This is a genomic window from Youngiibacter fragilis 232.1 (genome assembly GCF_000495435.3).
GTDB classification, from domain to species: domain Bacteria; phylum Bacillota; class Clostridia; order Clostridiales; family Clostridiaceae; genus Youngiibacter; species Youngiibacter fragilis.
In genome coordinates, this window is the sequence record NZ_AXUN02000225.1 from 1 (window position 1) to 7,245 (window position 7,245).

Here is a 7,245-nt window from a genome sequence, read left to right on the forward strand (position 1 = left end):
GATACTGCGATATTGTTGTTAGTGAATTGTGTAGTGTAGCTTTGCTTAGGGCTCTTTTTGCTCTTGAACCGGGGATGCTCATTCTGTCCTTTGAAAAAGCGGGAGAAGGCATCCGACAGGTTACGGAGCGAATTCTGAAGGGAGAACTTATCCACTTCACAAAGCCATACTGTTTCCGGGTCCCTCTTCATCCTGGTCAGAAGTTTGGAGCATGCGGAATAAGTAAGACCTTTTCCGGTCTCCTCATATTCCTTGTTCCAAAGTTCCAGGAAATGGTTGTATACGAACCTTGAACTGCCTATCGTCTTTGCAATCAGCGTTTCCTGCTTCTTATCAGGATAGATACGGTATTCATAGGCCTTATGCTGCAGCAATGCACTCACCTCCGCCACTATAAAAGCTTGAACTGTCTTATTTCTTTCCTTCCTCTGTATGTACCTGCGGATCTGTTCCTCGGTGCTTTCGATCTGCAGATGCACATAATCATTATGCGTTTCAACATCCAAAATATACAAAGAATTGTTATCAGCAATCAGATTTAACAAATCGTTCACATAACCGTGTACATAATGGATTTTAGACATAAGAATACCCTAGGTACGTATAACATTTGGAAATGCAAAGCTATTATTCAAGTACTTGATGATATTTATTACTTTGTATGTGTTATTCTTCAAACTATTGATTATTTCTTGACTTTGCTTGCTAACTCACGACTGAAGTCACGAGTTTGCGCAAGCTTTTTCATCAATTGGTCAACATTCTGTGAATCATGTACCCTTTTATGGAATTTCCTTGACCTCTGGTGATAGACTTAAGTCAAAAGGATGTAGGAGGGTGTTGAATGGACATACTTGAAATGCTGACATCAGGATTAGGTGGATCGGGACTTCTGCAGCAGCTTGGGCAGAAGGAGGATATCGGCGCTGACAAGGCAGAAGAGATTGCAGAACTCGGCATACCTGCGATACTTGAGGCACTGAAGAGAAATGCGAGCACACCGGAGGGCGCGAGCGCCCTTAGCAAGGCGCTTGATGACCATAGTGACGATGACGTGACTGATTTATCGGGATTCCTTACTAATGTCAACAAGGAAGACGGATCCAAGATGCTGGACCATATACTATCCGGAAAGAAGGAGAACGTGACGTCAGCACTTGCTGCAAAATCGGGACTTGACTCGTCTACGGTCATGAGCCTGCTTTCAATGCTGGCACCGCTTGTCATTGGAGCTATGGCAAAGAAGAAGAAGGAGGACAACCTGGACACTTCAGGGATATCTGACCTGACATCCTTGATCACAGGACAGCTTTCCAAGAAGACTTCTGGTTCAGGCGGAGGACTTATGGATGTTGTCGGACAGCTTCTCGACTCAGACGGAGACAGCAGCGGCGGCCTTCTTGGGAATCTTGGCAGCCTGCTCGGCTTGTTCAAATAGCCTATTTTAGAGGCCTGGTCTATCCAGGCCTTTCATGCGCCTTCAGGAGGTGAATTATGTGACACTTGATGATAAGGAAGTTAAAAGTATGGCTGAAGATGAACTGCTGGAGCTCATATCAAAGGACCAACAGGCTTTGTCTGAGGTAGTTGGGATACTTGTCAACGGGAAAGGTGCCGTGAGGTTCAAATGTGACAAGGCCGTAAGGAGGCTATCTGAGAAGGATCCGATTCTTGTCTATGACCATTACGACGAGATAGCATCCCTAATGGCTTCTGAAAACAGCTTCCTGAGGTGGGGTTCGATACTTACGGTTTCAGGACTCGCTGCTGCTGACACAAAGAGGAAGTTTGACAGGTATCTGGACCTCTGGCTTGCTCTCCTAGACAGCGGACAGGTGGTGGACTCAGCCAACATGGCGGGAAATGCCTGGAAGATTGTCAAGGCAAGGCCTGACCTTGAGGCTGCAGCAACGCGGGCACTTCTTTCAATCGAGCACAGGACATATTATCACAAGGGCGAGGTGTCAGAGGAGTGCAGGCTTGTAGCAATGGGTGCGGCACTGTTAAGTTTTCTTGAGTGTTTCGAGGATTCCTCAATGAAGGTGGAAATACTTGCTTTTGCAGGGAGGGCTTCACATTGCCCGAGAAAAAAGACTTCATCTCTGGCTGTGAAGCTGCTTGGAAGATATGAAAAATAGGTATTCTGGTGTATCATCTGATTAGGATATTATGGATATTTGGCGGTGATCATTTGAAGGAAACGGACCTCTACGAGGGAGTCAGGAAATATTTCGAGGAAAGGGGCTTCACAGTAAGGGCTGAAGTCAAGGACATGGATGTCTGCGCCGTAAGGGAAGGTCTCATTGTGGGGATAGAGCTCAAGAGGAACTTCTCATCTGACCTCCTGATTCAGGGAGCCATGAGGCAGAAGGTATGCGACCTGGTGTACATTGCAGTCCCGAAGCCAAAGAGGATAAGGAAGGACAGGGCTTTCAACAGCATGCTGTACCTTTTAAGGCGGCTGGAGCTTGGACTTCTATACGTTGATATTGAAGCGGGAGAGGCTACCGAGATCCTTGAACCGTCCTTCTACGAGCTGGACAAGGCAAGGAGGACGATGGTCAAGAAAAGGACCGCCCTTCTCAAGGAGTTCAGCCGAAGGACCATAAGCGCTAATACGGGAGGTTCATCAAAAAAGAAGCTTCTCACAGCATACAGGGAGGAATCCCTCAAGGCTGTGGCGTACCTCAGGGAGAAGGGCACTGCAGCTCCCAAGGACCTTAAGTCGTTAGGCATAAAGCCAGGGCTCTTAAGGGACAACTTCTATGGCTGGTTCATGAAGGTGGACAGGGGTGTGTATGCCCTTGATGAGAAGAAGTCAGAGGACTACAGGGAATACGAGGAGCATATCGAAAGGTTCAGGTCCGAGTTTACTGACATTGAGTCATGAGATATTTGTAAGCACACGCTTATTATATTTTTAAGATTACTGTTATAACATTTAATAGCTATGGGAGCACGCTCCCGAAAACAGGACTGCGGATTGTTCCGCAGTTCTTTATGATTTTATGAAAGGGTGAGAATATGATAAGGATATTCAGATATCTTAAATCCCACTATATCCACATCGCACTTATTGTCGTGCTTCTGTTCCTTCAGGCATTCGGGGAGCTGTCGCTTCCGGACTACATGTCAAGGATAGTCAACGTTGGGATCCAGCAGGGGGGAATCGAGTCAGCACTGGTCAAAGCCATGAGGGCTGAGGAATATGATAAGTTAAAGCTTATACTGGATGATTCCGGGGAGGAGCTGTTTCTTCGTAACTATACCCTGATGGACAGCACTTCCGGGAAAGACCATGTTGATGAGTATCCGGCGCTCGCTTCGGGCAGCGCCTACATACTCACGGGAAAGGATGAAGCTTCACTTGCTGAGCTTACTGCAATGCTTGAGAAGAGGCTGCCTGTCCTTTACGCCCTTGAGAACTACAATTCAGGAGAGAAGAGTCTTATACCTATTGGAATCCCTGCGGGTACTGACATCTTCCAGGCGCTTAAGATGATGTCCGATGAGCAGGTGAGGAACCTCGTAGGGACCTTCGATGCCCAGATGTCTGTGATGCCATCCGAGATGACAAGGCAGGGTGCGCTTGCATATATAAGGGGGGAGTATGAGGCACTTGGTGCGGATGTGGACTCGATAAGGTCATCATACATACTGAAAACTGGTCTCATGATGGTTGCGATAGCTTTCCTGAGCATGTTCGCCGCAGTATGCGTCACATACCTGTCAGCAAAGACAGCCTCAGCGCTGGGAAGCGTACTGAGGGACAAGGTGTTCACAAAGGTAACAACCTTCTCAAACACCGAGTTCGACAGCTTTTCAACCGCATCGCTGATCACGAGGACCACCAATGACATCTCCCAGGTACAGAACATAATGGTGATGATGCTCAGGATGGTAATATATTCGCCGATCCTTGGAATAGGCGGAATAATCAAGGCCCTCGGGACCAACATGTCCATGGCCTGGATAATACTTCTTGGTGTGGTTTCGATCATGGTCCTTGTAGGATCACTCTTCGCTGTGGCCATGCCAAGGTTCAAGAAGGTGCAGCTGCTTGTTGACAAGGTGAACAAGGTAATGAGGGAATCCCTTGTGGGTATGCTGATCATAAGGGCGTTCAACACCGAAGCCCTTGAGGAGAAGAAGTTCGACGACACGAACAGCGAGCTGACAAAGGTGAACCTGTTCGTAAGCCGTGCGATGAGCGGAATGATGCCGATCATGATGCTTATCATGAACGGAGTCATGCTCCTCATCATATGGGTCGGGGCAAAGGAGATTGACCTTGGCAACATAAGGGTCGGAGACATGATGGCATTCATGCAGTATGCGATGCAGATCATAATGTCGTTCCTGATGCTTTCGATGGTTTCGATAATGCTTCCAAGGGCTGCAGTATCTGCTGACAGGGTGATGGAAGTGATCGAGAAGGATTCCTCTATCGTTGATCCTTCTCTGCCTCAGAAGTTCAATGATGAGCTTAAAGGACAGGTCGAATTCAGGGATGTATATTTCAGATACCATGGCGCGGAGGAGGATGTTCTCAGGAACATCTCCTTCAAGGCAATGCCTGGAGAGGTCACTGCATTCATAGGATCTACAGGATCGGGAAAATCGACACTTATCAACCTGATCCCGAGGTTCTACGATGTAACGGCAGGCAGCGTGCTCATTGACGGCACTGATGTCAGGAAGGTATCCATGAAGGACCTCAGGGAGAAGATAGGCTACGTGCCTCAGAAGGGTATCCTTTTCTCGGGAACCATAAGGAGCAACCTTGAGTATGGGACAAGCGGACTCAGCGAGGAAGCGCTCCAGAAGGCAGCAAGGATATCAAGGAGCGAGGAATTCATCCTTGAGAAGGAAGATACCTACGATTCAGGAATAAGCCAGGGTGGAACAAATGTATCCGGCGGTCAGAAGCAGAGGCTCTCAATAGGAAGGGCACTGGCAAAGGAGCCCGAGATATTCATATTCGACGATTCCTTCTCAGCCCTTGACTACAGGACTGAGAGGGAGCTGAGGAAAGCGCTGAAGAATGAGCTGTCTTCGAGCACTCTGCTCATAGTTGCACAAAGGATATCGACAATAATGAACGCTGACAGGATCATCGTACTCGATGAGGGTGAGATCGTCGGAATAGGAAAGCACAGGGAGCTCATGGATACCTGCAGGGTATACAGGGAGATTGCAGAATCCCAGCTTTCAAAGGAGGAACTGGCATGAGTGAGAACAGAAGTACAACGCAGCAGGCACAAAGGCCAGGCCCCGGCCCTGGCGGTCCAATGGGAATGGGAAGGATAGTTGAGAAGCCCAAGGATTTCAAGGGTACTATGAAGAAGCTGCTTCAGTACCTTTCACCATACAGGCTCAAGCTCCTCCTTGTCATTATATTTGCAGCAGGCAGCGCAGTATTCTCAATAGCAGGACCGAAGATACTGGGAACTGCAACCACAAAGCTATATCAGGGGCTTGTGGCGAAGGTATCCGGTACCGGAGGCATCGACTTTGATTCTATCCTCAGGACGGTGCTGTTCCTTGCAGGGTTATACCTTGTAAGCTCGGCACTCATGATAATCCAGGGATTCATAGTCTCAGGGGTATCACAGAAGGTTTCCTACAGTCTGAGGAAAGAGATATCAGAGAAGATAAACAGGCTTCCCCTGAAGTTTTACGATACTAGGACACACGGGGAGATACTTTCAAGGGTCACTAACGACGTAGACACTCTTTCCCAGACGCTTAACCAGTCAATGTCACAGATGATATCTTCACTTACCACTTTAGTCGGTGTTCTGGTGATGATGCTTTCGATAAGCGTTACCATGACAGTAGCCGCAATACTTATACTTCCTCTGTCGCTTGGGATCGTCATGACCGTCCTGAAGAAGAGCCAGGTGTATTTCAAGAAGCAGGCAAAGCTCATCGGAAACCTCAACGGCCACGTCGAGGAGGTCTATGGCGGGCACCTGATAATGAAGGCATTCAATGGCGAAGAAAAGGCGATCGGGGCGTTCGATGTGATCAACGACGAGCTTAAGGACGTATCCTTCAAGGCCCAGCTGCTTTCAGGACTGCTGATGCCCCTCATGGGCTTTGTGGGCAACCTGGGATATGTTGCGGTGTCAATACTCGGAGGCTACCTTGCAGGAATCAGGGCCATTGAGGTCGGAGACATACTTTCATTCATACAGTATGTAAGGAACTTCACCCAGCCGATAAACCAGGTGGCGCAGATCTCAAATATCTTCCAGTCCACTGTAGCTGCATCCGAGAGGGTCTTCGAGTTCCTCGGTCAGCCTGAGATGGAGGCTGAAGCGGAGGAGACCGTGACGATTGAAGAGGTGACAGGTGAAGTGGAGTTCGAGAACGTCCATTTCGGGTATACCGAGGACAGGACGATAATAAATGATTTCTCGGCCAAGGCAATGCCTGGCCAGAGGATAGCCATAGTCGGGCCTACAGGAGCCGGCAAGACCACTGTAGTGAAGCTTCTCATGAGGTTCTATGAGATAACTGGCGGAAGGATACTGATAGACGGAGTGGACATCAGGGACATGAAGAGGTCCGAGCTCAGGAAGAGCTTCGGGATGGTCCTGCAGGACACATGGCTGTTCTCAGGGTCCATCATGGAGAACATAAGGTACGGTAGCCCTGATGCGACAGACGAGGAGGTCATCTGCGCAGCGAAGGAAGCCCACGTGCACCATTTCGTGAAGACGCTGCCGGGAACCTATTCCATGGAGATCAATGAGGAAGCTTCAAACATAAGCTCAGGACAGAAGCAGCTGCTGACGATAGCAAGGGCGGTGCTCAAGGACCCGAGGATACTGATACTTGACGAGGCCACAAGCTCCGTCGATACAAGGACAGAAAGGCTGATACAGGAAGCCATGGAGAGGCTGATGAAGGGCAGGACGTCATTCATCATAGCGCACAGGCTTTCAACCATAAGGAATGCGGACCTCATCCTCGTCATGGACCATGGCGACATAGTCGAGATAGGGAACCACGAGGAGCTGATGGAAAAGAAGGGCTTCTACCACAATCTTTACAACAGCCAGTTCGAGGACAAGGAAACAGCATGATTACAGGCAGGACATTGAAGCTTTGGCTTCCTGTCCTGCCTTTTTAAAGCAAAATGGCTTAGGGTAAGAAAACTAATAAGAAAACTCTGTTGTCATTACTGGACAGTCGGAGAATAATAAAGTCGCATGATGTATAATTTATTAGGAAAGA

The 7,245-nt window shown here is 48.5% G+C and carries 6 protein-coding genes; 5 read left to right on the plus strand and 1 reads right to left on the minus strand.

Going from position 1 to position 7,245, the window contains the following annotated elements; genetic code table 11:
* Positions 1-374 (minus strand): helix-turn-helix domain-containing protein (locus tag T472_RS19840; RefSeq protein ID WP_023863764.1); only part of this gene is annotated, 374 nt, incomplete at its 3' end.
* Between the two features lie 470 nt (positions 375-844).
* Here T472_RS19840 and T472_RS17915 point away from each other — a divergent pair.
* From T472_RS17915 to T472_RS17935, 5 genes are all read left to right on the plus strand, one after another.
* Complete coding sequence (locus T472_RS17915) at positions 845-1,438, plus strand: DUF937 domain-containing protein (protein WP_023385994.1); 594 nt, start codon at positions 845-847, stop codon at positions 1,436-1,438.
* 58 nt (positions 1,439-1,496) lie between these two features.
* Positions 1,497-2,138, plus strand: a complete 642-nt coding sequence (locus T472_RS17920) for a hypothetical protein (RefSeq protein ID WP_023385991.1) — start codon at positions 1,497-1,499, stop codon at positions 2,136-2,138.
* A gap of 53 nt (positions 2,139-2,191) precedes the next feature.
* Positions 2,192-2,890, plus strand: a complete 699-nt coding sequence (locus tag T472_RS17925; protein WP_023385988.1) for a DUF2161 family putative PD-(D/E)XK-type phosphodiesterase — start codon at positions 2,192-2,194, stop codon at positions 2,888-2,890.
* Positions 2,891-3,024: 134 nt separating this feature from the next.
* On the plus strand, positions 3,025-5,232 hold the full coding sequence (locus T472_RS17930; protein WP_023385985.1) for an ABC transporter ATP-binding protein: 2,208 nt from the start codon (positions 3,025-3,027) through the stop codon (positions 5,230-5,232).
* Entirely contained in the window at positions 5,229-7,094 is a 1,866-nt protein-coding gene (locus tag T472_RS17935; protein WP_023863765.1) for an ABC transporter ATP-binding protein, read from the plus strand. Before T472_RS17930 ends, T472_RS17935 begins: the two co-directional genes overlap by 4 nt.
* Positions 7,095-7,245: the final 151 nt, after the last annotated feature.

What these genes read in the sequence shown, in the direction of transcription:
- T472_RS17915 (WP_023385994.1), top strand. Translation starts at nt 845, where the DNA reads ATGGACATACTTGAAATGCTGACATCAGGATTAGGTGGATCGGGACTT.
- T472_RS17930 (WP_023385985.1), top strand. Translation starts at nt 3,025, where the DNA reads ATGATAAGGATATTCAGATATCTTAAATCCCACTATATCCACATCGCA.
- T472_RS17935 (WP_023863765.1), top strand. Translation starts at nt 5,229, where the DNA reads ATGAGTGAGAACAGAAGTACAACGCAGCAGGCACAAAGGCCAGGCCCC.